General features: G+C 69.5%; 24 protein-coding genes. 4 read left to right on the top strand and 20 right to left on the bottom strand.

Features of this window, described 5'->3' with window-relative positions; all coding sequences use genetic code 11:
- Window positions 1–19: 19 nt before the first annotated feature.
- Window positions 20–940 (bottom strand): cation diffusion facilitator family transporter, encoded by a 921-nt coding sequence (locus tag ASG71_RS14960; RefSeq protein WP_056740674.1) that lies wholly within the window; start codon window positions 938–940, stop codon window positions 20–22.
- Between the two features lie 229 nt (window positions 941–1169).
- On the opposite strand from ASG71_RS14960, the gene ASG71_RS14955 reads away from it, so the two are divergent.
- A complete protein-coding gene (locus ASG71_RS14955) occupies window positions 1170–1436 on the top strand; it encodes a GlsB/YeaQ/YmgE family stress response membrane protein (RefSeq protein WP_056740672.1) in 267 nt (88 codons plus the stop codon).
- A gap of 136 nt (window positions 1437–1572) precedes the next feature.
- Here the strand turns inward: ASG71_RS14955 and ASG71_RS14950 are convergent, their stop codons facing one another.
- The 4 genes from ASG71_RS14950 to infC all read right to left on the bottom strand — a co-directional run bounded on the left by ASG71_RS14950 (window position 1573) and on the right by infC (window position 4474).
- The gene (locus tag ASG71_RS14950; protein ID WP_056740669.1) at window positions 1573–2472 is read right to left on the bottom strand and encodes a TrmH family RNA methyltransferase; all 900 of its coding nucleotides are present in this window, start codon (window positions 2470–2472) and stop codon (window positions 1573–1575) included.
- Window positions 2473–2528: 56 nt separating this feature from the next.
- Complete coding sequence (gene rplT / locus ASG71_RS14945) at window positions 2529–2987, bottom strand: 50S ribosomal protein L20 (RefSeq protein WP_056740667.1); 459 nt, start codon at window positions 2985–2987, stop codon at window positions 2529–2531.
- 119 nt (window positions 2988–3106) lie between these two features.
- Window positions 3107–3301: a 50S ribosomal protein L35 gene (gene rpmI / locus ASG71_RS14940; RefSeq protein WP_009358635.1), complete on the bottom strand. Its 195-nt coding sequence runs from the start codon at window positions 3299–3301 to the stop codon at window positions 3107–3109.
- 114 nt (window positions 3302–3415) lie between these two features.
- A complete protein-coding gene (gene infC, locus ASG71_RS14935) occupies window positions 3416–4474 on the bottom strand; it encodes a translation initiation factor IF-3 (protein WP_056740665.1) in 1059 nt (352 codons plus the stop codon).
- 393 nt (window positions 4475–4867) lie between these two features.
- On the opposite strand from infC, the gene ASG71_RS14930 reads away from it, so the two are divergent.
- Window positions 4868–5254, top strand: a complete 387-nt coding sequence (locus ASG71_RS14930; protein ID WP_056740663.1) for a DUF1844 domain-containing protein — start codon at window positions 4868–4870, stop codon at window positions 5252–5254.
- 149 nt (window positions 5255–5403) lie between these two features.
- Here ASG71_RS14930 and ASG71_RS14925 read toward each other — a convergent pair whose 3' ends face one another.
- The 8 genes from ASG71_RS14925 to ASG71_RS14895 all read right to left on the bottom strand — a co-directional run bounded on the left by ASG71_RS14925 (window position 5404) and on the right by ASG71_RS14895 (window position 11689).
- Entirely contained in the window at window positions 5404–6726 is a 1323-nt protein-coding gene (locus ASG71_RS14925; RefSeq protein ID WP_056740660.1) for an MFS transporter, read from the bottom strand.
- A 62-nt stretch (window positions 6727–6788) separates the two neighbouring features.
- On the bottom strand, window positions 6789–7664 hold the full coding sequence (locus tag ASG71_RS14920) for an SseB family protein (RefSeq protein WP_056740658.1): 876 nt from the start codon (window positions 7662–7664) through the stop codon (window positions 6789–6791).
- Between the two features lie 13 nt (window positions 7665–7677).
- A complete protein-coding gene (priA, locus tag ASG71_RS14915; RefSeq protein ID WP_056740656.1) occupies window positions 7678–8424 on the bottom strand; it encodes a bifunctional 1-(5-phosphoribosyl)-5-((5-phosphoribosylamino)methylideneamino)imidazole-4-carboxamide isomerase/phosphoribosylanthranilate isomerase PriA in 747 nt (248 codons plus the stop codon).
- Window positions 8425–8473: 49 nt separating this feature from the next.
- Window positions 8474–8632 carry a hypothetical protein gene (locus ASG71_RS16845; protein WP_200948008.1) on the bottom strand — a complete coding sequence of 53 codons (159 nt, stop codon included), beginning with the start codon at window positions 8630–8632 and terminating at the stop codon, window positions 8474–8476.
- Window positions 8633–9382: an imidazole glycerol phosphate synthase subunit HisH gene (gene hisH, locus ASG71_RS14910; RefSeq protein ID WP_056740654.1), complete on the bottom strand. Its 750-nt coding sequence runs from the start codon at window positions 9380–9382 to the stop codon at window positions 8633–8635.
- Window positions 9379–10017 carry an imidazoleglycerol-phosphate dehydratase HisB gene (hisB, locus tag ASG71_RS14905; RefSeq protein WP_056740652.1) on the bottom strand — a complete coding sequence of 213 codons (639 nt, stop codon included), beginning with the start codon at window positions 10015–10017 and terminating at the stop codon, window positions 9379–9381. The genes hisH and hisB overlap by 4 nt, the downstream gene beginning before the upstream one ends.
- 67 nt (window positions 10018–10084) lie before the next feature.
- The gene (locus ASG71_RS14900; RefSeq protein WP_056740651.1) at window positions 10085–11203 is read right to left on the bottom strand and encodes a histidinol-phosphate transaminase; all 1119 of its coding nucleotides are present in this window, start codon (window positions 11201–11203) and stop codon (window positions 10085–10087) included.
- A 96-nt stretch (window positions 11204–11299) separates the two neighbouring features.
- Window positions 11300–11689, bottom strand: a complete 390-nt coding sequence (locus ASG71_RS14895) for a LysM peptidoglycan-binding domain-containing protein (protein ID WP_082575226.1) — start codon at window positions 11687–11689, stop codon at window positions 11300–11302.
- A gap of 429 nt (window positions 11690–12118) precedes the next feature.
- Here ASG71_RS14895 and lexA point away from each other — a divergent pair, with 429 nt between their 5' ends.
- Complete coding sequence (gene lexA, locus ASG71_RS14890; RefSeq protein WP_056740650.1) at window positions 12119–12868, top strand: transcriptional repressor LexA; 750 nt, start codon at window positions 12119–12121, stop codon at window positions 12866–12868.
- 98 nt (window positions 12869–12966) lie between these two features.
- On the opposite strand, the gene ASG71_RS14885 is transcribed toward lexA, so the two are convergent.
- Together ASG71_RS14885 and hflX are read right to left on the bottom strand one after the other, a co-directional pair.
- Window positions 12967–15057, bottom strand: coding sequence for an ATP-dependent DNA helicase (locus tag ASG71_RS14885; RefSeq protein ID WP_056740649.1), 2091 nt, complete (start codon window positions 15055–15057; stop codon window positions 12967–12969).
- Window positions 15050–16633 carry a GTPase HflX gene (hflX, locus tag ASG71_RS14880; protein ID WP_056740648.1) on the bottom strand — a complete coding sequence of 528 codons (1584 nt, stop codon included), beginning with the start codon at window positions 16631–16633 and terminating at the stop codon, window positions 15050–15052. The genes ASG71_RS14885 and hflX overlap by 8 nt, the downstream gene beginning before the upstream one ends.
- 562 nt (window positions 16634–17195) lie before the next feature.
- On the opposite strand from hflX, the gene ASG71_RS14875 reads away from it, so the two are divergent.
- Window positions 17196–17810, top strand: coding sequence for a class I SAM-dependent methyltransferase (locus ASG71_RS14875; protein ID WP_056740646.1), 615 nt, complete (start codon window positions 17196–17198; stop codon window positions 17808–17810).
- Here the strand turns inward: ASG71_RS14875 and dapF are convergent.
- The 5 genes from dapF to recA all read right to left on the bottom strand — a co-directional run bounded on the left by dapF (window position 17791) and on the right by recA (window position 22926).
- Window positions 17791–18747: a diaminopimelate epimerase gene (gene dapF / locus ASG71_RS14870; protein ID WP_056740644.1), complete on the bottom strand. Its 957-nt coding sequence runs from the start codon at window positions 18745–18747 to the stop codon at window positions 17791–17793. The genes ASG71_RS14875 and dapF overlap by 20 nt on opposite strands.
- A 72-nt stretch (window positions 18748–18819) precedes the next feature.
- Entirely contained in the window at window positions 18820–19734 is a 915-nt protein-coding gene (gene miaA, locus ASG71_RS14865) for a tRNA (adenosine(37)-N6)-dimethylallyltransferase MiaA (protein WP_056740642.1), read from the bottom strand.
- Window positions 19735–19738: 4 nt separating this feature from the next.
- Entirely contained in the window at window positions 19739–21271 is a 1533-nt protein-coding gene (gene miaB, locus ASG71_RS14860; RefSeq protein ID WP_082575225.1) for a tRNA (N6-isopentenyl adenosine(37)-C2)-methylthiotransferase MiaB, read from the bottom strand.
- A gap of 76 nt (window positions 21272–21347) precedes the next feature.
- A complete protein-coding gene (locus ASG71_RS14855; RefSeq protein ID WP_056740639.1) occupies window positions 21348–21890 on the bottom strand; it encodes a regulatory protein RecX in 543 nt (180 codons plus the stop codon).
- Window positions 21877–22926, bottom strand: coding sequence for a recombinase RecA (gene recA, locus ASG71_RS14850; RefSeq protein WP_056740637.1), 1050 nt, complete (start codon window positions 22924–22926; stop codon window positions 21877–21879). Before recA ends, ASG71_RS14855 begins: the two co-directional genes overlap by 14 nt.
- Window positions 22927–23136 lie beyond the last annotated feature (210 nt).

Genomic DNA, 23136 nt, shown 5'->3' with positions numbered 1-23136 from the left:
CCCGGGTGGAACACGTGGGCTAGCCCGCGGTGGCGCGCTGCACGTCCGGTTCCAGATAGATGACCCGGGCCGTGGGCACGGCCTCGCGGATCCTGGCCTCGGCGGCGTCGATGGCATCCGCGATGTCCCGGCCGGTGTCTGCCGCGCCGATGCTGATCTTCGCCGCGACCAGCAGTTCCTCCGGACCGAGGTGCATGGTCTTGATGTGGATGATGGTGGTGCCGTCGGACTCGATGGCGCCGCGGATCTTGGCGGCGTCGGCTTTGGTGGCGGACTCGCCCAGCAGCAGGGATTTCGTCTCCACCGCAAGAACCGCCGCAATGGCCACCAGCAGCAGGCCGATCATGGCCGTGCCGAGGGCGTCCCAGACGCCGTTGCCGGTAATCAGGGTCAGGCCGACGCCGAAAAGCGCGAAGACCAGGCCCAGCAGGGCGCCGAAGTCCTCCAGCAGGATGACGGGCAGCTCGGGCTGCTTCGCGTTGCGGATGAAGCGCGGCCAGCTCTGCTGGCCGCGCAGCTGGTTGGATTCCCGGATGGCGGTCCGGAAGGAGTACGACTCGGCCATGATCGCGCCGACCAGCACCGACAGCGGGACCCACCAGTAGCCGCCCTCGATGCCGTGCGGGTCCTGCAGCTTCCCCCACGCCTCGTAGAGGGCAAACAGCCCGCCAAGGGAGAAGAGCACGATCGAGACGATGAACGCATAGATGTAGCGTTCCCGGCCGTAGCCGAAGGGGTGCTCGGGGCTGGCGGCCTTCTTGGCGCGCTTTCCGCCGATGAGCAGGAGCAGCTGGTTCCCGGAGTCCGCAACCGAGTGGATGGCTTCGGCGAGCATCGACGAGGACGACGTCAGGAGGAACGCTACGAACTTCAGGACGGCGATCGTCAGGTTGGCGGCCAGCGCCGCGATGATCGCCTTGGTACCGCCGTTTGCAGCCACGAGGGCGTCTCCTTCGGAAGGTGGTCGGGGCAATGGCGGACGCCGGGCCAGGGCCCGCGCCCGCAAGGAACACCGTACCCGTTCACCGCCCGCCGCCGCACCGCGCAGGGCCCTCCGCAGGGCAGGTAACGATTGGGGGTGATGTTGCTGACATGGGTTTAGCCGTGTGTTAGCTTGAAGCCATAATCGGCGTTCCTAAGGCGAACACCGACGAAATGTAGGAGGAGACATGGGCTTTCTAGGCTGGATCATTCTCGGACTCATTGTAGGTGCCATCGTTAAGGCCATCATGCCCGGCCGGGTGGGCGGCGGCTGGGTCACCAGCCTCGTGCTCGGCGTGGTGGGGGCCATCGTCGGCGGCTGGATCGGTGACCTGCTCTTCGGCGGCGGCAAAATGGAATTCTGGAACCTCGGCTCCTGGATCCTGGCCATCGTCGGCGGCCTGGTAGTTGCCGGCATTTACGGCGCCATCACCGGACGCAACCGGACCACATAATTCTCCAGGCCACCGCCCGTCACACGGCCGCGGTGGAAGAACGACGGCGGGGGCCCACCACACCGGTGGGCCCCCGCCGTCGTTTGTGCTGAAGTTTGAATGTTTGTGCAGGACGTACGTCCGGGCCGCGTCCGGGTCAGCTTGCAGGCTGCTGCGAGCGGGCGCTGGCGTACAGGCAGACGGTCGCCGCGGTGCCGAGGTTGAGGCTTTCGGCGGCGCCGTAGACCGGAACCGCGACCCGGTGGTCGGCCAGGGCCAGCTCCTCGGCGGAGAGTCCCTGGGCTTCGTTCCCGAACAGCCAGGCCGTCGGCTGCTCCAGCGGGTAGGCGGAAGGCGCGGCGGAAGCGCCGAGGCGTCGGGCGGCGTTCTCGTCCTGCAGCCGGTCCAGGTTCAGCTGGCCATAGCCGTCGGCGGCCAGGACACCGATGCCCTGGTCCCGGCAGCGGGCGGCGAACTCTGCGGCGTCGGCGCCCAGGACGACCGGCAGGTGGAACAGCGAACCGGCGGTGGACCGGACCGCCTTGGGGTTGTAGATGTCGACACTGGAGGCGGTGAGCACGACGGCATCGGCGCCGGCAGCGTCCGCGGCCCGCAGCACCGTGCCGGCGTTGCCGGGGTCCCGGACCTGGCACAGGACAGCGACCAGCCGGGGACCGGCGGCGAGGACCTGGTCGAGGCTGATATCGAGGAAGCGGCAGACGGCGATGATGCCCTGGGGGTTCACCGTGTCCGCCATCGCGGCGAGGACTTCGTCACTGGCCAGCCGCGCGCTGGTTCCCTCGGCGAGCTCCTCGAACTCCGGGTAGCGGTCCAGGCACTCTTCGCTGGCGTACACCTCGTCCACGACGCCGGGCTCCCCCGCTGCCAGCCGGCGCTGGTGCAGCGCCAGTGCTTCTCGCACCGCCTGCGGCCCCTCGGCCAGGAACTGCCGGCGCTTTAAACGCGCCGGGCGCCCGGCAAGCCTTGCCACTTCCCTCACCCGATCGGCTCGGGGGTTGGAGAGTGGAAAGTCTTGCGGGCGCCCGGTTTCGTTCATATAAGAACCTTAGTTGCTCTGGTGAGCGGTTCCGGAACGAAGCAGCTGGTGCGCTGTTACTCGGCAGCAGCCTCGGCGGCCGGCTTCTTGGCAGCAGGCTTCTTCGCAGCCTTGGGGGCGGCGGCAGCCTCAGCCTGGACGGCCGGAGCGGACGTGTCGGCGGGCAGCGAGTCCTTGGCGACCTTGACCAGCGCGGCGAAGGCGTTGGCGTCGGAAACGGCCAGCTCGGCGAGCATGCGGCGGTCAACCTCGACCTCAGCGGCCTTCAGGCCCTGGATCAGGCGGTTGTAGGTCAGGCCGTTGGCGCGGGATGCAGCGTTGATGCGCTGGATCCACAGGCGGCGGAAGTCGCCCTTCTTCTTCTTGCGGTCGCCGTAGCTGTACACAAACGAGTGCAGCAGCTGTTCCTTGGCCTTGCGGTACAGGCGCGAACGCTGTCCCCGGTAACCCTTTGCGCGTTCAAGAACAACCCGGCGCTTCTTGTGGGCGTTGACCGCCCTCTTCACACGTGCCACGTGCGTACTCCTTCGAAAATCTGATCCCAAGCATCTACTGCCGGAAGGTCCGGCTGGCCTGAGAAGCCTTTGTGGTAGTGGACCGACACCAGGCGGCGTTCGGTCCGGAAACTTGGAACTTAGATGCCGAGCATCTTCCGGATGACCTTGGCGTCGCCCTTGAAGACGATCTTGTCGCCGGCGAGGCGGCGGGTCAGGCGGCTCGACTTGTGCTCGAGGTAGTGGCGGCGGTTGGCCTGCTGGCGGCGCAGCTTGCCGCTGCCGGTCAGCTTGAAGCGCTTCTTAGCACCGCTGTGGGTCTTCATCTTCGGCATGGGAACCGATCTCCTAACGTATCCGCAGACGGGTCTGCAGTCTTTCGTGCAGCCGCCCCTGCGGGCGGCGTGCTGGTTGCATGCTGCCGGACATTGCTGTCCCGCAGCCGTGAACTAGTTGGTCTTCTTGCTGCCAGGCTTCGGAGCGGCCTTGGGGGCCGCCGGCCGTGCCGCAGGCTTCGGCGCCGCGGGCCGGGCTACCGGCTTCGGTGCCGCCGCCGGCTTCGGTGCAGGCTTGTCGGCCGCCGGGGCAGCCGGAGCAGCAGGGGCCTTCGGAGCCGCAGCCTTCGGAGCCGCCTTGGGCGCCGCTGCCTTCGCAGCCGGAGCCTTGGGAGCCTCTGCCTTGGGGGCTTCGGCTTTGGGAGCCTCTGCCTTCGGAGCCGCAGCCTTGGGAGCCTCTGCCTTGGGGGCTTCGGTCTTCGGGGCCTCTGCCTTGGGAGCTTCGGCCTCGGGCGCCTTGGCGGCTTCCTTCGGCTGCGCTTCGGCGGCAGGCGCCTCGGTTGCCGGGGCTTCCGCCGCAGCAGGTGCTTCCGTTGCCGGAGCCTCTGCCTGAGTGCCGAAGCCCTCGGGCAGGAGGCCTGCGAGCGACTGCGTCAGCGGGGCGTTGCCACCGGAGGTATCGACGCGGCCCGCGGCCTTAGCTTCGTTCTCCGCCTTGGCCTCGGCGCGCTGCGTCGCCCGCCGGGCTTCAGCCTTGGCCTCTGCCTTGTTCTTCAGCGGACCCACGACCATGACCATGTTGCGGCCGTCGATGCGCGGGCTGGACTCCACCACACCAACTTCGGCGACGTCGTCGGCGAACCGCTGGAGCAGGCGGATACCCATCTCGGGGCGCTGCTGCTCGCGGCCGCGGAACTGGATCATGGCCTTGACCTTGTCCCCGGCGCCGAGGAAGCGCAGGGCGTGGCCGCGCTTGGTCTCGTAGTCGTGGGTGTCGATCTTGAGCCGGAAGCGGATTTCCTTCAGGACCGTGTTGGTCTGGTTCTTCCGGGCCTCGCGTGCCTTGACCGCGGCTTCGTACTTGTACTTGCCGAAGTCCATCAGCTTGCACACCGGAGGCTTGGCCTGCGGTGCAACTTCAACGAGATCAAGGTCGGACTCGGCAGCCAAACGCAGGGCATCCTCAATACGGACAATTCCTACCTGTTCGCCTGCAGGGCCGACCAGCCGCACCTCGGGGACGCGGATACGCTCATTGATTCTTGGCTCGCTAATGTTAAAGCTCCTGTGTTCGTGGGGGTACTCCGCCGGCAAATGAAGAAGGCCTCCAATTGCCGGGAGCAATCGAAGGCCTCGAAGATCGGAACTGCCGGCCTCCGGAGAGGCGGCATGCGTTCCCGCCAGGCGTGGAGCCCGGGGAGAATGCCCGACCAGGTACCCGGCAACCTTGATTCCAAAAGGAATTCTCGCGGCTGACGCGGGTGGGAGAGATCTCCGCTTGCAAACTGAAAACCGATTCTACCGAACGATCCCCCGCTTACGCACATGTCCATGCAACGTCAAGCATTGGGTTTCGTTGGCCGGCAAAATAACGGGATTCAGTCGGTCTGTGACAAGCTTACCAGCATGAGCACTGCAGACAGTAATTCCCACGTTTACCAGCCGGCCGGCGCCGCCGAGGATGTTTCCCAGCAGATCCGCGACATCTCCGAGGTCCCGGCGATCGAAGTCATCACTACCGCCGCCGTGCACCTCATGAGCGCCGCGGCCGTAAAGCTCGGCCTGGCGGCGGAGGAGAACGCCGAGGAACTCAAGGACCTCGACGAGGCCCGTAAGCTGATCACCGCCCTCGCCGGCCTGGTGACCGCTGCCGCCCCGGAAATCGGCTCCCAGCACGCCGGTCCGTTGCGCGACGGCCTGCGCTCCCTGCAGCTGGCCTTCCGTGAGGAATCCACCATCCAGGACGCGCCGGGCAAGGGTCCGGGCGAGAAGTACACCGGCCCGGTCAACTAGGCCCCGGCCGACTCCACACAGCACGGCGGGCGGACCACCTCGGTCCGCGCGCCGTCGTCGTTAACCGGCGCCGCCAACCCGGGCCGCCTTCGTCGTTGCGGGCGCTGCCGGAGGGCGCCGCCACCGGGGGGTGCGGGACGGGCCGCCGGTCAGGCGGTGGCGAACCGCCGCCGGCGGCGGTGCTGCAGCACCAGCCCGAGCAGGCAGAGGGCCACGCCGGCCGCGCCGACGGAGATGAATCCCGCGCCCGCGCCGACACCGTCGATGAACAGGCCGGCCAGCGGGGCGCCGAGGGCCACGCCGCCGGTCAGGGCCGAGCCGTACCAGCCCATGGCCTCCCCGCGGCGGTCTTCGCTGACCAGCTCCGCGACCTTTTCGGAGGCCGCGGACAGCACAGGCGCGCAGAGCAAACCCGGCAGCAGGGACAGCAGCGCGAGTGTCCAGGTGTCCCGGGCGAACGCCATGGGCAGGGTGAGGGCGGACATGCCCAGCAGCAGCACGACCGGCGGGATGGGCCGGTGCATGGCCCCGTAGACGAGCCCGCCCAGCACCGAGGCGGCGCACCAGAACAGGAAAACGATGCCGATCTCGGCCTCGTGGCCGCCGCTTTCCAGGGCTGCGACAATGCCGACGTCGGTGCCGCTGAGCACCATGCCCGCGCCCGCCGCGACGGCAAAGACGGCCGCGACGGCGGCGGTGAACCAGGCGAAGTTGTGGACGACCCTGCGCCGGAGGCCGAAGCGCTCCCGCCGGCGCTGTTCCGCGGCGGCCAGCGGGGCGAGCTCCGCCGCCGCCTCCTGGACGTGGGCCGGCGCCGTGGCCACGAGCGCCGCTTCGGCACCCTCCTGTTGGCCGGCGTCGAACGCTGCGTCCGGCTCCGAACCGAGCACTGCGCTGCGGGTGGGCGGGTTGATCCACATCAGGAAGGCGCCGGCCAGGGAGGTTGCCACCCCGACGACGGTCAGGCCGAGCGCCGAATACCCTGCCGTCGCGACAAGGGCGCCGGCGGCCGGGCCGATCATGAAGACCAGTTCGGTGCTGATCGCGTCCAGGGCGAAGGCGGTCCTGCGTTGCTCCCCGCCGGCGAGGATGCCCAGGGACTGGCGCACCACGCTGAAGATCGGCAGGGTCAGCAGGCCGCCGATGAAGACCAGCGGCAGCAGCAGCTCGTAGCTGGCGTGCGGCACGATCGACCAGATGACGGTCTCGGAGACGACGGACGGGATCAGCGCCCGGCGCAGGCCCACCGTGTCCACCCGGCGGCCGCGCCAGGGCGCACCCACGGCGATTCCGATGGTCATCACCGCGGCCGCGGCGCCGGCGGCGGCGTAGCCCTGCCCCAGGGTGAGCACGATGTGCAGGGTCAGCAGAACGCCGGCGGCGGAGTGCGGGATGCGGGCGACCATGCCGACGAGCAGGAGGTTCCTGATGGGCCTCACGGCCAGCAGGTCCCGGTAGAGCGCAAAATTCACGAGACTGCATTCCTTTGTGTACTGCCTTGGCAGCACCGGGACGTCTCCGCGCCGGCCGTCGGCTATGGTGCTGCGCGCTGCAACTTGATTTCGATCGAGTCGACCCGTTCGGCAAACGTTTCGTTCCGGGCCCAGGTGTTGTTGAGCCGGGCCACGAGGGCCTGCACTGCGCCGGCGTCGAGCCCGTCTTCAAGGTACAGCACCAGCCGGAGCTCCGGCCCGGCGCCCCCGCCGGGGAGTTGCCCGCCGTCGGTCTGCGCCGAGGCGACCCCGCCGCCGGGACCGACCTCGACGCGGCGGAGCGCCGGCTCACCGGCCGCACCCTCGCCGACCGCCTCGGCCACCGCCGGGTCAAGGTAGCTCGGGGTCCACCCGTGCTGCCGGGCCAGGGCCCAGACGGCCGGGCGCCGCACGACGAAGGTGGCCGCCGAGCCGGGGTCGAGCACGAGCAGTTCGGCGCCTTCGGCCACGGCGGAGAGGGCGGCCCGTGCGGCGTAGACCGCCACCGGGCGGGCCTCCGGATGCCATGCCTCCAGGGCCGCCGCCGAGGTGAACACCGGCATGGCCGTCCGGCCGTCGGGCGCCTTCAGCGTCACGAGGGCCATGTCGGCCTGCTTATCGGCGTGCAGGCCGCCTGCGCCCTCGCCTTCCTCCGCGAGCTGGGCAAGGATCGGCACGAAGACCCGGGCGGTGGCCAGCGCCGCGACGACGTCGGCTTCATCCCCGCTCCCCTCGGCCAGCCGGGCCAGGGCGGTGAGGTAGCCGGCGTCGGCGGCGCCGTCGTCGTCCTCAAAGTTGTGGATCTTGGCGTCGTCACCAGCCAGGCTGCGTCCCGCCCAGGGCCGGCCGGCGGAGTCCGCGGGCCCGCCGGCTCCGGCCAGGGCTGCGGCGATGTGCCCGGGCAGCGCGCGTCCGCCCGGCGGGGTGCTGTGCTCCATGACCGCGGCCGGGTTAGCGGCGGCCGGCGGCGTCGAGGGCTTCGGGCAGCGTGAAGTTGCCGTTGTAGAGGGCCTTGCCGATGATCGCACCCTCGACGCCGAGCGGCACCAGGGAGCGCAGGACCCGGAGGTCCTCGAGGCTGGAGATGCCGCCGGAGGCCACGACGGGCTTGCCGGTCTTCTCCACCATCTGGCGCAGCAGTTCCACGTTCGGTCCCTGCAGGGTGCCGTCCTTGGTCACGTCGGTAACGACGTAGCGGGCGCAGCCGGCTTCCTCAAGGCGGCCGAGGACCTCCCAGAGGTCGCCGCCTTCCTTGGTCCAGCCGCGGCCGGCGAGGGTGGTGCCGCGGACGTCGAGGCCGACGGCGATCTTGTCGCCGAAGCGCTCGATGACCCGCTGCGTCCACTCGGGGTTTTCCAGCGCGGCGGTGCCCAGGTTCACGCGGGCGACGCCGAGGTCCAGTGCCTGCTCCAGGGACTCGTCATCGCGCAGCCCGCCGGAGAGCTCGACCTTGATGTCCAGCCGGCCGACGACCTCGCGGAGCAGTTCGGCGTTGGAGCCCCGGCCGAAGGCGGCGTCGAGGTCCACGAGGTGGACCCATTCCGCGCCCTGCTGCTGCCAGTTGAGCGCCGCTTCCAGCGGCGTGCCGTAGCTGGTCTCGCTTCCGGCTTCGCCCTGGACCAGGCGCACGGCCTGGCCGTTGACGACGTCGACGGCGGGGAGCAGTTCCAGGACCGGCAGCGGGGTTTCGGTGGTCATCGTTGGGATCCTCACGGGTTGGGACGGACCGGGGCGGGCGCGGAGGCGCTTACTTGCCCGGCAGGGTCAAAAGATAGGCGGCCAGCAATGCCATGGCGGCCAGGAGGTAGAAGACGACCTGGATCCAGAGCGGGCTTTTCTGCTGCCGGAAGGACAGTGCGCCGCCGACGAGCAGGCCGGCGAGGCCCATCAGCACGATGGACCACATCTAGGCGGTCGTTTCCGGGCCGGTGGTAGCGGCCGGGGCGTCCCGGCGCAGGCCGTCGACCCAGTTGCGGAGCAGGCGGGCGCCGGCGTCGCCGGACTTTTCCGGGTGGAACTGGGTGGCGCACAGCGGCCCGTTCTCCACTGCGGCGACGAAGGGGGCGCCGTGCTCCGACCAGGTTACGAGCGGGGCGGCCATGCGCGGCTGGATCACGTCGAAGTCCCAACGCTGCACGCCGTAGGAGTGCACGAAGTAGAACCGCTCGTTTTCGACCCCGGCGAAGAGCGCGGAGCCCTCCGGGACGGTGACGGTGTTCCAGCCCATGTGCGGGACGACGTCGGCGGGGAGGAGTTCGACCTTGCCCGGCCACTCCCCCATGCCTTCGGCTACGGTGCCGTGTTCCACGCCGGCCTCGAAGAGGACCTGGAGCCCGACGCAGATGGCGAGGACGGGACGGCCGCCGGCGACGCGGCGTCCGATCATGCGGACCGCGTCCACGGCTTTCAGTTCGTTCATGACCGTCTCGAAGGCTCCGACCCCGGGTACGACGAGGCCGTCGGCGTTGAGCACATCCTCGGGCTTGGAGCTGAGGATCACCTCGGCGCCGGCACGTTCAAGTGCCCGGACGGCCGAGCGGACGTTTCCGGAACCGTAGTCCAGGACCGTGACCGTGGGTTTGCCCTCCGGCGATGCCGGTTTCCGGTGCGCGTCGGGGTCGATGATCGCGCCGTCGCGCAGCACTTTCCCGGTCACAGTGCGCCCTTGGTGGACGGGATCCCCTCGACCCGCGGGTCGGGTTCGACGGCGGCGCGAAGCGCCCGGGCGAAGGCCTTGAACTGCGCTTCCACGATGTGGTGCGGGTCGCGGCCGGCGGTGACGTTCATGTGCAGGCAGATGCCGGCGTGGAGCGTAATGGCCTCGAAGACGTGCCGGGTCAGCGATCCGGTGAAGTGGCCGCCGATCAGGTGGTATTCCTGGCCGGCCGGTTCGCCGGCGTGCACCAGGTAGGGCCGGCCGGAGACGTCGACGACCGCGTGCGCGAGGGCTTCGTCAAGCGGGACGGTTGCTTCGCCGAAGCGGCGGATGCCGGCCTTGTTGCCCAGGGCCGTGCGCAGGACCTCGCCGAAAGTGATGGCGACGTCCTCCACTGTGTGGTGCACGTCGATGTGGGTGTCGCCGGTGGCCTTGACGGTCATGTCGATCAGCGAGTGCTTGCTCAGGGCCGTCAGCATGTGGTCATAGAACGGGACCGAGGTGCTGATGTCCGAGACGCCGGTGCCGTCGAGGTCGATCTCGACCAGGACGGAAGATTCGCTGGTGGTCCGCTCCAGGCGGGCGGTCCGGGCCACGGTCCGGTTCGCGGCGGCGGCTGTTGCGGTGTTGCTCATGGGGATGTCCTTTGGATGGGGCGGGCGCCCGGCTGGCGGGCGCCGCGCATGGGTCCTGGGGTTAAGTCTAGGCGGATGCGGTCCCGGGGCCGGTCAGGATCCGTTCCAGGGCCTCGAGGAAGGCTGTGGTTTCCGTCTCAGTGCCGGCGGTCACGCGGAGGTGGCCGGGGATCCCGACGTCGCGGATGAGGACGCCGGCGTCCAGCAGTCCCTGCCACACCTGGTGGGGGTTTTCGAGGCCGCCGAAGAAGACGTAGTTCGAGTCCGAGGCCGCGGGCTTGAGGCCCATCCTCGTCAGTTCCGTCACGATGCGGTCCCGCTGGCGTTTGATGTCCTCGACGTCGGCCATCAGGGCAACGCGGTGGTGCAGGGCCGCCAGCGCGGTCGCCTGGGTGATGGCCGAGAGGTGGTACGGCAGCCGGACCAGCCGCAGCGCGTCCGTGACCTCCGGCGCCGCGGCCATGTAGCCCACCCGGGCGCCGGCCAGGGCGAAGGCCTTGCTCATGGTCCGGGACACGATCAGCCGTTCCCGCCCCGGGAGCAGGGTCAGTGCGCTGGGCGTGCCGTCGTGGGCGAACTCGTGGTAGGCCTCATCGACGATCACCACGGTCTGGCTCGCCTCGCCGGCCTCGTAGACGGCCTCCACCACGTCCAGTCCCAGTCCGGTTCCGGTGGGGTTGTTCGGCGAGCACAGGAAGACGATGTTGGGCGCGAGGTCACGGACCTGGCGGGCGGCCGAGGCGGCGCTGAGCCCGTAGTCTGAGGCCCGCTCTCCGGTGATGTACCCGGTGTCGGTGCCGGCGGCGAGAAGCGGGTACATGGAGTACGTGGGAGGGAAGCCGAGTGCCGTGCGGCCCGGGCCGCCGAAGGCTTGGAGGATCTGCTGCAACACCTCGTTGGAGCCGTTGGCCGCCCAGATGTTGTCCGCGCTGAGGCCGTGGCCCAGGTACTCGGCCAGCGCCGTCCGCAGTTCGGTGAACTCGCGGTCCGGGTAGCGGTTCAGTCCGGCGGCGGCTTCCGTCACTGCCTCGGCGATGGCCGCCCGGACATCGGCCGGAACGCCATGGGTGTTTTCGTTGACATTGAGCAGGATGGGGACGTCCAGCTGCGGTGCGCCGTAGGGCCGCAGCCCCCGCAGGTTCGTTCGGAGGGGCAGTCGGTCGAGTCGCTCTAGCTGGTCAGTCACCCCTCCAGTTTAAGTGAGGGACCGTCCGGCCCCGAAACTGTGACCGTTGGCGGGGCCCGCCGCGCCCTGGCAGGACGGCCGGCCGGCACGGGGCAGCTACTTGGTTGGCACGAAGAGCTGCTGGCCGGGGAGCACCCGGGCGGCGTCGAGGTTGTTGAGCTGGACGATGTCGGCGACCACGTCGCGGGGATCGCGCTCCGGGGCTACTGCCCCGGCAATGGCCCATAGTGACTGGCCGGGCTGGACCGTGACGGTGACCGCCGGGGTGAGGGAGATGTCCGCGGCGGAGTCCGCCGCCTTGGCCGGAGCGTTGAGGAAGCCCGCCAGTGACATCAGCAGGGCGGCCAGCAGGATCAGCGGCAGCCCGAGGAAGACGAACCGACCCCGGCGGGTCAGCCGGAGCGGGGCCGGACGCCCGGCAGCGGCCGGCGCCCCGGCGGCGGTGATGGAAACCAGCGATTCTGCACTAACGCTTACTGCTGACATGAACTGAGCCCTCCTGGACTTGTCTGTGCCGCCCGGCGTACTCCACTACCCGCCGCCAACCGGCCGAACCTACTTACGCAAAACTCTGGAACCAACTGCTCCGGACCGGGACTGACGCCCGGGCCCTTGTTCCAGCCAAACCGTCCGACGCTGCCGCTCGAACATAAAGCCGAAGGTACTTCCCACCCTCTTTGGCGATTATTCGAACACATCTTCGAACTCCGCTTTCTCTGTTTTAGCACCTATGAACGAACCTTGTCGAGACTCGCTAGAACAAATGTTTGAAAAAACCCTGTGGCTGCCCTACTTTTGAAGCACAGGAGCACCGGCTTTTCGAACGCGTTCAGTTCATCAGCGGGGTCCGACATTTTTAGCTCTCACGGTCCGGGCGGTCAGAAACGCCGGGCGCAACGGAAAGGCAAGGCGAACATGGCAGCACAAGCCGCCGGCGGGAGGGCCGCACCGCGCGGTTCGCAGACCGTCCGGGCGCCGAAGAGCCTCACCGTCCGGCAAAAGAAGATCCTGGAGACCATCCAGCGGTCCGTCACGGATAACGGCTACCCGCCGTCCATGCGCGAGATCGGTGACACGGTGGGGCTCGCCAGCCTCTCCAGCGTCACCCACCAGCTCTCCCAGCTGGAAAAACTGGGCTACCTCCGCCGGGACCCCAAGCGTCCGCGCGCCATGGAGGTGCTCATGCCGCTGACTCTGGATGAAGGCGCCAACCGGATTTCCGGCGTGGAGAAGTCCAGCGGTCTGCGGGCGGTCGGCGGCCTCGCGGTGGCTGAGCTGGCCAGCGCTACCGATACCGCCATGGTGCCCTTCGTCGGTCGGATCGCCGCCGGCGGTCCGATCCTTGCGGACCAGGTGGTCGAGGACGTCATGCCGCTGCCGCGCCAGCTGGTGGGCCATGGCGAATTGTTCATGCTCAAGGTGGCCGGTGATTCCATGATCGACGCCGCCATCTGCGACGGGGACTGGGTGGTGGTCCGGCGCCAGAATGACGCCGCCAACGGCGACATCGTGGCCGCCCTGCTCGACGACGAGGCGACGGTGAAGACGTTCCGGCAGCGCGACGGCCACACCTGGCTGTTGCCGCAGAACACGCAGTACGAGCCGATCCTCGGCGACCACGCCGTCATCATGGGCAAGGTCGTGTCCGTGCTGCGTTCCCTGTAGTCCGCACCCGGCCCCTCCCCGCCCACCCCAGACAGCCAGCAGGCCCCGTCCGATCGAATCGGACGGGGCCTGCTGTGTTCGGGCCCGATGCCTGGGGCCTAGCCGGCGGCCTGCCCGGCCGGCGTGCGGGCCAGGCGTTCGAGGGCCGCCCGGGCCACTGCCGGGTCCGTGGTGGGCCAGAACGGCGGCAGCGCCGCGCGCAGGAAGGCGCCGTAGCGTTCGGTGGACAGGCGTGAGTCCAGCACCGCCACTACGCCCTTGTCCGACGTCGAGCGGATCAGCCGCCCGGCGCCCTGGGCGAGGCGGATGGCCGCGTGGGTGGCCGAGACGCTCATGAAGCCGTTGCCGCCGGACTGCGCCACGGCGCGGGAACGGGCGGTCATCAGCGGGTCGTCCGGCCGCGGGAACGGGATCCGGTCGATGACCACCAGCCGGCAGGAGTTCCCGGGCACGTCCACGCCCTGCCAGAGCGACATGGTTCCGAAGAGGCAGGTATCCGGTTCGTCGGCGAACTGCTTGACCAGCGCCGTCATGGTCGATTCGCCCTGGCACAGGATGCTCAGGTCCAGCCGCAAACGCATGGCGTCGGCGGCCTCCTCGGCGGCCCGCCGGGAGGAGAACAGGCACAGCGCCCCGCCATTGGAGGCCCGGATCAGCTTTTCCAGCTCGTCCAGGGCTTCCGGGGAGGTGCCCCGGCCCGGTTTGGGCAGGTGCCCGGCCACATAGAGGATGCCCTGCTGCGGGTAGGCGAAGGGGGAACCGACGTCGACGCCGGTCCAGCTGGGAGCGCCCGGGCCGACCAGGCCCAGTCCCCCGGCCGCCGGCTCGAACGCCGAACCGATGGCCAGCGTCGCCGAGGTCAGCACGACGGTGTGGTCGGCGAAAAGCCCCTCGCGCAGCCGTCCCGCCACGCTGAGCGGGGCGATGTTGATCAGCGCCGGCGCGGAGTCGTCCGGCTGGGAGTAGCCCTGCTGCGGGTCGAAGCTGCTGGCGCGGGAGAACCAGACGACTTCCCGGTTTTCCTTGGCGGCGAGCAGCCGCTCGCACAGTTCGAGGATCACCATCAGGCGTGAGCGCGCGAGCTGCCGTCCGCCGTCGGCGGTGGCGGAGCTGTCCCCCTTGGAGTCCGAGAGCGCTGCGCGGCAGGCGTCCCGGAGCTGGTCCACGCAGTCAAGCTGTTCGCTGTTCAGCCCGTTGGGCATCAGCCCGCTGGGCACGCCGGCGATGGCCAGTTCGAGGTTGGCCGCGGCGGTGTTGAGCGCATCGACGGTGATTCCGGTGTGTTTGCGGGCCCCGGAGGCGGCGGCGTGCACCATGGCCACGGAGAGCTGCCCGGAGACGGCGCCGGTGACCCGGTCCTGCAGTTCGTGCGCCTCGTCCACGACGACGACGTCGTACTCGGGCAGCACGGCCAGGCCTTCGAACGCGCTGACCGCCAGCATGGCGTGGTTGGTGACCACCACGTCAGCGTCGGCGGCGTTCTGCCGGGCGAGCTCGCTGAAGCACTCGGCGGCGAGCGGACACTTCTGGGCGCCGAGGCACTCCATGGAGGTCACCGAAACCTGGCGCCAGGCCCGGTCGGTCACCCCGGGCAGGAGTTCGTCGCGGTCCCCCGTGGCGGTGTCCTCGGCCCACTCGCGGAGCCGGACCACTTCCTTGCCCAGCTGCGAGGAGGGTCCGCCCATGGCGGCGGCGAAGTGCGGCACCGAGGTGTCCTCGCCGAGCGAGAACAACTGTCCTTCGGACGGCTCCTCGGACGGGAACCCGCCTTCGAGTTTGTGCCGGCAGACGTAGTTTGACCGTCCCTTGACCAGGGCAACCTTGACCGGGCGGTCCAGGGCGGGGGTGATGGTCTTGAGCAGCCGCGGCAGGTCCCGGCCAACGATCTGGGTCTGCAGGGCCAGGGTCGCGGTCGAGACCAGGGTGGGCTTGTCGCTGCCCAGCGCGTGGGCAATCAGCGGCACCAGGTAGGCCAGGGACTTGCCCGTTCCGGTGCCGGCCTGGACCAGCAGGTGGTCGCCGGATTCGATCGCGCGCGCCACCTGCCGGGCCATCTCATGCTGGCCTTCACGGCTTTGCCCGCCCATGCCGGCGACCGCCCGGTCGAGCAGGTCGATAACGAACTGCTCGCCGGACGGTGCGTTGCCGGGCTCGCCCGGGTCCCCGTCGGTTGAAGCCGGATCAGTCATTGCTGACGAAGGAATCCAGTTCGGCCGCGAGCCCTTCGCGGACCATGACGACGGCGCGGGTGCCGCCTTCCTCGTGGTCGAGGCTGATGATTTCCGCATCCGTCTCGTGGAGCTTGCTGAGCAGGTCCCCGCGCTGGTACGGGATCATCAGTTCGAGCTTGACGCTGGGCCGCGGGATGCCCTCGCTGATGGCCTTCAGGAGCTCGGGGATGCCCTCCCCGGTCCGGGCCGAGACCACGACGTGGCGGGGTTCGCGTTGCTTGAGCCGTTCCACCACGTAGGGATCCGCGGCGTCCGCCTTGTTCAGGACGATGATCTCCGGCACCTTTCGGGCGTCGACCTCGCTGAACACCGACCGGACGGCCGCGATCTGGCCTTCCGGGTCGGGGTGGGAGACGTCGACGACGTGCAGGATCAGGTCCGCGTCCGCGACCTCCTCCAGGGTGGAGCGGAAGGCTTCGACCAGCTGGGTGGGCAGTGAGCGTACAAACCCGACCGTGTCGGCGAGCGTGTAGCCCAGCCCATCCTGCGTCTCGGCCTTGCGGACCGTCGGGTCCAGGGTGGCGAACAGGGCGTTCTCCACCAGCACACCGGCGTCGGTCAGGCGGTTCAGCAGGGAGGACTTGCCGGCGTTGGTGTAACCGGCGATGGCTACCGACGGCACCGCATTGCGGCGGCGGTTGGCGCGCTTCGTTTCGCGGGCGGGCTTCATGGCGGCGATTTCGCGCCGCAGCTTGGCCATCCGGGTGCGGATGCGGCGGCGGTCCAGTTCGATCTTCGTCTCACCGGGGCCGCGCGAACCCATGCCCGCGCCGGCTCCGCCGACCTGGCCGCCGGCCTGGCGGGACATCGACTCGCCCCAGCCGCGCAGGCGCGGCAGGAGGTATTCGAGCTGGGCCAGTTCGACCTGGGCCTTGCCCTCGCGGCTCTTGGCGTGCTGGGCGAAAATGTCCAGGATCAGGGCGGTCCGGTCGATCACCTTGACCTTGACGATGTCTTCCAGGGCGCGCCGCTGGGACGGGGCCAGTTCGGCGTCGACCACCACGGTGTCCGCGCCCGTGGACATCACGATGTCCTTGAGCTCCTGGGCCTTGCCCGAGCCCAGGAAGGTTCCCGGGTCCGGCTTGGCGCGGCGCTGGACGAGGCCGTCCAGGACCTCGGAACCGGCGGTCTCGGCGAGGGCGGCGAGCTCGCGGAGCGAGTTCTCGGCGTCGGCCAGGGTGCCTTCGGTCCAGAGCCCGGCGAGGACGACCCGTTCAAGCCGCAACTGCCGGTATTCGACCTCGGTGACGTCTTCGAGTTCGGTGGACAAGCCCGCGGTGCGCCGCAGTGCGTGGCGTTCGGCGAGGTCCTGCTGGTCGCCGTCGTAGCTGCCGTGTTCCTCGTCCAGCCGGGAAATGGCCTGGGCCCGGCCGAGCACGGCCTTGGATTCGCCGGCGGCCCCGGCACCGTCACGGGGCCCCGGCTGCGCGGCGGGGGCGTCCTTGGAGAGGATCCGGTCGATCACTGCCTGGATTTCCGCAGGGCTCATGTCCTGGGCGGCTGAGTCGGATCCGGTGTTGGGCTGGCTGGTCATGTTCTCCTTTGAAGGGTTGGCATTTTCAGGATAGTGCTGTTCGGTGTTCTGTGGCGCGGTATTCGCGCTGGGCTGACGGTTTGGGGTCATCCGTGCCTCCTGGCGTGCCTGCGGTGTTGTGTCCGCGGGCAGGGCGGGCGCTCCGTGGCGGAGCGGTGAATGGGTCCGCCGGCGGCGTCGGGTGCGCCGGGGCGGGAGAAGTGGTTCCGTTCAGCCTGTGCCGGCCATGCCGCCGCGGGTCCGGCCGGCCGGAGGGAGCCGGCATGGCGGGATTCGAAGAGGCGGGGCTCCAAAGGATGGTCTCCAAGTGGATCGGGCGCCGCTTCACGTCCGGACACATCGGTCCGGTTCACGGTTGGGGGCGCACTGAGCGGAAGGTAGGTACCTGCGTCGCTGCGGGGACGGGCCTGATAGAGGGGGGCCCGTGCCGGCTACTTGAAGTTCAAGATCATGCCTTTAAGCGTAGCAGAGGGCGGCCCGTGCCCGGCGCCGCGGCCCTGCGCCGGGCCCGTGTCCTGGCCGGTTTCCCTTAGCCGCCGACGTCGAACTAATCTGGCCAGTTATGGAGTCTGCACATTATTTCAGCGCCCAGCCCGCCGGGCCGTTCACCCGCAAGCCCCTGACCGTGGAGCTGGTCGGCGCCCAGCGGCAGTTGCAGACCTCCTCGGGGATCTTCAGCCCGGAGGGCATCGATAAGGGCACCGCCGTCCTGCTTGCCGACGTCCCGTCCCCCGCGCCGCGGGGGAACCTGCTGGATATCGGCTGCGGGTGGGGACCGATCGCCCTGACCATGGCCCTGAAGGCACCGCACGCGCGGGTGTACGCCGTCGACGTCAACGAGCGCTGCGTGACCCTGACCAATGAGAACGCGGCGCTGCTGGGGCTGGAGAACGTCACGGCCAGCACTCCGGGGGAGGTTGACCCGGAGCTGCGCTTTGACACGATCTGGTCCAATCCGCCGATTCGAATCGGCAAGGATGAGCTCCATGCCCTGCTGCTGCACTGGCTGCCGCGGCTGTCGCCGGGCGGGTCGGCCTGGCTCGTCGTGCAGAAGAATCTCGGCTCGGACTCGCTTCAGCGCTGGCTGGCGGCCGAGCTGGACGGCAGCTTCACCGTGACCCGCGAGAGCACCTCGAAGTCCTTCCGGATTCTGCGGGTCAGGAAAGCGTCCCGCTAGCGACGATGACGGCGGGGCCGCTGAGCTCGACGTGTTCGTGGCCGTCCGCAGCCACAAAGAATTTCACGCCGACGACGCCGCCGGGCACCGTGACGTTCCAGCTGTCGGGGGAGCCTTGGCCGGCCCAGTGCCGGATGGCGACGGCGGCTGCGCAGGCACCGGTGCCGCAGGACTGGGTCTCCCCCACGCCGCGTTCGTGCACGCGCATGGTGATGGCGCCGACGCCGTCGTGGACGAGCGGTTCGGCAGGGACGACGAATTCGACGTTGGTCCCGTGCGGGGGCAGCGGGTCGACGCGCGGCGCCCGGTGCAGCTCGGTGGCTTCCAGTTCCGCCTGTTCGGCCAGCGCCACGACGGTGTGCGGGTTGCCCATGCTCACCGACAGGGCGGGGCGGGCCACCTCCAGGCCGTCGGCGCTGACCAGGGAGTCCATGGCCCGGGCGGTCGCTTCGCCGGGGAAGATGAATTCCCACGGGCCCATGTCGACGGCGTAGCCTGCAGCGGTGCGGACCACGGTCTTCACTCCCGCGCGGGTGCCGATGGTCAGCGATTCGCCGGCCGGCAGGTCCGCGAGGCCCTCGCTGACGAGGAAGTGCACGAAGACCCGGACTCCGTTGCCGCACATTTCCGAGAGGGACCCGTCGCCGTTGCGGTAGTCCATGAACCACTCGGCGTCGGGGTGCTGCGCGAGCAGGTCCCGGCCTTCGGGGAGCATCCGCGAGGGTACGGCGCGGATCAGCCCGTCGCCGCCGATGCCGCGGTGCCGGTCGCACAGGGCGGCCACCTGTTCGGGGGTGACGGAGAGGGCGCCGTTGGGGTCGGCGATCAGGACGAAGTCGTTGCCGGTGCCGTGGCCCTTGGCGAACTTGAGGCCGGACAGCGCGGCGGTGCCGCCGGCGTCGGGTCGGTCAACGGCCGGGGCAAGGGATTCGTCCATGCTCCTAGGTTACCGGGCGGCGCGGCGGCTCCCCTACCGGCACGTTCTGACAGCGCCTGCTACCGGCTCCTGCTACCGGCAGAGTTCTGCGCCTTTGGCCGCCAGCTGCGGGTCTTTCCAGTCTAGCCAGTGGATCCGCGGGTCGGCCCGGAACCAGGTCAGCTGGCGGCGGGCGAATTGCCGGGTGGCGACGATGGTTTCCTCCGCGGCCTGTTGTTCGTCGGATTCGCCGTCGATGACTTTGAGGAACTGGGCGTAACCCAGGGCGCGGGCGGCGGTCCGGCCGCGGCGCAGCCCCCGGACGTCCAGCCGCCGCACCTCCGCCAGCAGGCCCCGGTCGACCATGGCGTGGACGCGGGCGGCAAGCCGTTCGCGCAGTTCGTCCCGGTCCACGTCGAGGCCGATCTGCACTGCCGGCTGGAAATAGGTCCGGGTGGGCATGAAGGAGCTGAAGGGCCGGCCCGTCAGTTCGAAGACTTCCAGGGCGCGGATGACCCGGCGGGCGTCGCCCAGGCGCCCGGCGGACACCGGATCAACCTGTTCCAGCCTGGCCCGGAGCGGCGCCAGGCCCGCCGTGCGTTCCTCCGCCTCGAGGCGGCTGCGGACTGACGGGTCGGTGCCGGGGAAGTCCAGGACGTCGAGGGCGGCGCGGACGTACAGCCCCGAGCCGCCCGCCAGGATGGCCCGTTTTCCGCGGGCATGGATGTCGGCGATCGCGGCCCGTGCGCGCTGCTGGTAGTCCGAGACGCTGGCCTCCTCGGTCACGTCGAGGATGTCCAGCAGGTGGTGCGGCACTCCCCGGCGCTCGGCGTCGGTGATTTTGGCGGTGCCGATGTCCATCCCGCGGTAAAACTGCATGGCGTCGGCGTTGACCACTTCGCCGTCCAGCTCCAGTGCAAGGGCGACGGCGAGGTCGGATTTGCCGGAGCCTGTCGGCCCGACGACGGCAATGACCGGCGGGGCGGCCGGTCCGGCGGGAGGTGCCACGGCCTTAGCGGGCGCGGACCGGAAGACTGGGCATGCCCAGCGACACTCCGGCGGCTCCGCCCGGGCGTGCAGGCACCGGGGCGCCGCAGGAATCGGCCTGCGAACGGTCCCAGGCGTCGCCGGCGCGGGAGCGGCGCAGGGCGTAGTCGCCGGCCGTCGCGGGGTCGGCGATCAGGTGGAATGCCGCGGCTTCGGTGATCGTGACGGTGACGAGGTCTCCCGGGCGGGGGGTCTCGGCGCCGTCGGGCACGGAGAAGTGCACCAGCCGCTGGTCCTGGGCACGGCCGGAGAGCCGGTGGGTTTCCCCGGCCTTGCGTCCTGCCTGGGCGGTGACCAGCACCTCGACGCGGCGGCCGAGCTGACGGGCGTTTTCCTCGGCGGCGATCCGGTCCTGCAGGGCGGTGAGCCGCTCGAAGCGCTCCTGCACCACGGCCTTGGGCAGCTGGTCCGGGAGCTCCGCGGCGGGCGTTCCGGGCCGCTTGGAGTACTGGAAGGTGAACGCCGTGGCGAAGCGGGACTGCTCCACGACGTCGAGGGTGGCCTGGAAGTCCTCTTCGGTTTCGCCCGGGAACCCGACGATGATGTCGGTGGAGATGGCTGCGTGCGGCATCTTCGCCCGCACCTTTTCCAGGATCCCGAGGAACTTCGCGGAGCGGTAGGACCGGCGCATCTCCTTGAGCACCCGGTCCGAGCCGGACTGCAGGGGCATGTGCAGTTGCGGCATCACGTTGGGCGTCTCGGCCATGGCGTCGATGACATCGTCGGTGAACGCGGCGGGGTGCGGGCTGGTGAAGCGGACGCGTTCCAGGCCGGGGATGTCGCCGCAGGCGCGCAGCAGCTTCGAGAACGCCTGGCGGTCGCCGAACTCCACGCCGTAGGAGTTCACGTTCTGCCCCAGGAGGGTGACCTCGATGGCGCCGTCGTCGACGAGCGCCTGGATTTCGGCCAGGATGTCGCCGGGCCGGCGGTCTTTTTCCTTGCCGCGCAGGGAGGGAACGATGCAGAAGGTGCAGGTGTTGTTGCAGCCGACGGAAATGGACACCCAGCCGGCGTACACGGAGTCCCGCTTGGTGGGCAGGGTCGACGGAAAGACATCCAGCGACTCCAGGATCTCCAGCTGCGCCTCGTCGTTGTGGCGGGCACGGTCCAGCAGGGCCGGCAGGGCGCCGACGTTGTGGGTGCCGAACACCGCATCGACCCAGGGGGCCTTCTTCAGGATGGCGTCGCGGTCCTTCTGCGCCAGGCAGCCGCCCACGGCGATCTGCATGCCCGGGTTCGCCTCCTTGACCGGGCGCAGGATGCCAAGATTCCCGTAGAGCTTGTTGTCGGCGTTTTCCCGCACCGCACAGGTGTTGAAGACCACGACGTCGGCGAGTTCGCCCTCGGAGCGGACGTAGCCGGCCGCCTCGAGCAGCCCGGACATCCGTTCGGAATCGTGCACGTTCATCTGGCACCCGAAGGTCCGCACCTGGTAGGTGCGCGCCGCGGGGGCTGACGTGGAAGGTGATCCGGCTGGGGAGGAAATGGTCAAACTCACCCGTTAAGGGTACCGGGTCGGGAGGCTGGCAGGGCCCGTGTCTGGGCGCGTGCCCGGCCGCTCCGCCGGCGTACCCTCAGTCGCCGTCCTCCGGCTCGTCGAGGGCGGCATCCAGCACTTCGCCGACGATCCGGAACGCCACCGCCGGCGGGTAGCCCTTGCGCGCGAGCATGGAAGCGAGCCGGCGGACGGCTTTGTCCCGTTCCGCAGGATCCTCCAGCCCGCGGGCGTTCCGCACCTTGCGCTCGACCAGTTCCCGGGCGGCCGCGGCTTCATCCTCGTCGCTGACCTGCTCGAGAGCGGCCGCAGCCGTCTCCGGGTCGATGCCTTTGTCGGCCAGTTCCCGGCGCAGCGCGCCCCGGGCCAGCTTCCGGTGCTGCGACCGGCTCCGGACCCACATGTCGGCGAAGTCGGCGTCGTCCACAAGCCGGGCGGCCTCGAAGCGGTCCAGCACGGCCTCCGCGACGTCCTCCGGGATGTTTCGCTCGGCCAGCTTGCGGGACAGCTGCAGGCGGCTCTTGGGCGAGGCGGTCAGCTGCCGGAGGATGATCGCCCGGGCTGCCGCAGCAGGATCCGCGTCGGCATCCTGCTCCGGCGCCGGCGGCTTAGAAGCCGTCAACGGCCTTCAGCTTCGGCGATTCCTCCGTCTCGGCAGCCTTCACGCCGACCCCGAGCTTTTCCTTGATCAGGCGCTCGAGCTCTGCGGCGAGCTCGGGGTTGTCGCGGAGGAACCGGCGGGAATTTTCCATGCCCTGGCCCAGCTGGTCGCCGTCGTAGGTGAACCACGAGCCGGACTTCTTGATCAGGCCGTGCTCGACGCCCATGTCGATGATGCCGCCCTCGCGGGAGATGCCCTGGCCGTAGATGATGTCGAACTCGGCGATCTTGAAGGGCGGGGCCATCTTGTTTTTGACGATCTTCGCCTTGGTCCGGTTGCCGACCGAGTCCGCGCCTTCCTTCAGCGTCTGGATGCGTCGCACGTCGATACGGATCGAGGCGTAGAACTTCAGCGCCTTACCACCCGTGGTGGTTTCCGGCGAGCCGAAGAACACGCCGATCTTTTCGCGCAGCTGGTTGATGAAGATCGCGGTGGTCTTGGTCTGGCTCAACCGGCCGGTGATCTTACGCAGCGCCTGGCTCATGAGGCGGGCCTGCAGGCCGACGTGGCTGTCGCCCATGTCGCCTTCGATTTCAGCGCGCGGCACCAGGGCGGCCACGGAGTCGATGACGATGACGTCGAGCGAACCCGAACCGACCAGCATGTCCATGATTTCCAGCGCCTGCTCGCCGGTGTCCGGCTGGGAGACGAGCAGCGCGTCCGTGTCGACGCCAAGCTTGGCGGCGTATTCAGGATCGAGGGCGTGCTCGGCGTCGATGAACGCGGCGATACCGCCCTGGCGCTGGGCGTTCGCGACGGCGTGCAGGGCGACGGTGGTCTTACCGGAGGATTCGGGGCCGTAGATCTCCACGACGCGGCCGCGGGGCAGGCCGCCAATGCCGAGCGCGACGTCCAGTGCGATGGAACCGGTCGGGATGACTTCGATGGGCGCGCGGACTTCATCGCCCAAGCGCATCACCGAGCCCTTGCCGAACTGCTTATCGATCTGGGCAAGCGCTGCGTCGAGCGCCTTCTGGCGATCCGGGGCTGCAGCCATGGTTCACACCTCTGATACTTTCTCGCTGGAGAGCGGCCGTCTGGGCCGTTGCTATGTCATCACTGACGCTAGTGGCAGCCACCGACAAAGTAGCGGCCGTCGTCGCGTATGTGGAAAAACGCTCTGAAAAAAGCATAGCCGGACCCGAACAGATATTCGAACAATCGGGCGGCGTGTCCGCGCCGCCGCCGGGCCTGCCGCAGCCGGGGC

It is taken from the genome of Arthrobacter sp. Soil763, from assembly GCF_001428365.1.
Classification (GTDB): Bacteria; Actinomycetota; Actinomycetes; order Actinomycetales; family Micrococcaceae; genus Arthrobacter.
This window is presented reverse-complemented; position numbering and strand designations above follow the sequence as displayed.